Source organism: Alcanivorax sp. HI0083 (assembly GCF_001635175.1).
Genome location: NZ_LWFX01001758.1, coordinates 1 through 1,117, shown reverse-complemented (window position 1 = coordinate 1,117; position 1,117 = coordinate 1). Strand labels below are relative to the sequence as shown.

Here is a 1,117-nt window from a genome sequence, read left to right as displayed (position 1 = left end):
GGACCTGCGCGGGTTGGTTGAGCGTCCGCAAATTCTGGTCAACGATGTGCCGCTGCCCCTGGTGGAAACCGAACAGCTGCCGGACGGGGTGGGAGGCAATGCGGTGGCGGTGGCGCTGCCCACCGATTTGAGCGGCGCCTTTACGGTAAAGGTGCGATTGAATCTGAACGGCACAGAATCACTCGGCGCCTTGCCGTTGGCGAAGGAGACGCGCATGGCGCTGCGCGCCGATTGGCCGCACCCCAGCTTCGAAGGGCTGGTGTTGCCGGTGGAACGTGAGATTACCCATGACGGCTTTACCAGCCAGTGGCGCACCAACAGCCTGGCGGCGGCCAGTGTGATCCATTGTGCCCGCGGCGATGCGGCATGCGGTGATAGCGGTCAGGCATTGCGGGTGCGCTTGGTGCAGCCGGTAACAGGGTTGCTCTCCAGTGAGCGGGCGCTGAAATACAGCTACCTGATTGTGGGGCTCACCTTTGCGGCGTTTTTCCTTTTTGAAGTGCTGCGCCGGTATCCGTTGCACGCCATGCAATACCTGTTGGTGGGCCTGGCGCTGGCCATGTTCTACCTTTTGCTGGTGGCACTCAGTGAGCATATCGACTTTTTGCTGGCCTACCTGGTGGCCGCGTTATCGTGCTGTGCATTGATAGGCATCTACCTGATGGCAGCCATGCGCTCGCTCAAAGCCGGCTGGACGTTTGCCTTGAGCTTGCTGCTGGTGCAGGGGTTGATCTACGGCATTCTCATGGCTGAAGACTATGCCCTGTTGCTGGGCGCCCTGCTGCTGTTCGCTGCCCTGGCTGCTGTGATGGTGGTGACTCGCAAGCTGGACTGGTATGCCTTCGCGGTGCCGGGCAAGGCCGCTGCCAAGGTGCAGGCGAATGCCGACAGTGCCCAGCGCGGCAACGCACCGTGAGTGCCGACGGGCTGGGCCATGTTGCGACCCTGGTGCGGGCCGCCAAGCGGTTCCCCAGCTATCGCCAGCGCTTGCTTGGGCGAGCGTTACGCATCGCCCAGCAAGCACTGGCCTGCAATGCAGAGAATCGCCGGGCGATTCGCTGGCTTGGGGTGATCTGGTGGCAACTGGGTGAGCGGCGTCGGGGCAGGGCACTGCTTT

2 protein-coding genes are annotated in these 1,117 nt (G+C 62.8%); both read left to right on the top strand.

All coding sequences use genetic code 11. The annotated features are described in order from the left end of the window. Nucleotides 1-916, top strand: a 916-nt coding sequence (creD, locus tag A3754_RS25535) for a cell envelope integrity protein CreD (protein ID WP_063521700.1), incomplete at its 5' end; no start/stop codon positions are given. Then, the coding region (locus A3754_RS25530; protein WP_156497236.1) for a hypothetical protein at nt 913-1,117 on the top strand (205 nt) is incomplete at its 3' end. The genes creD and A3754_RS25530, both read left to right, overlap by 4 nt.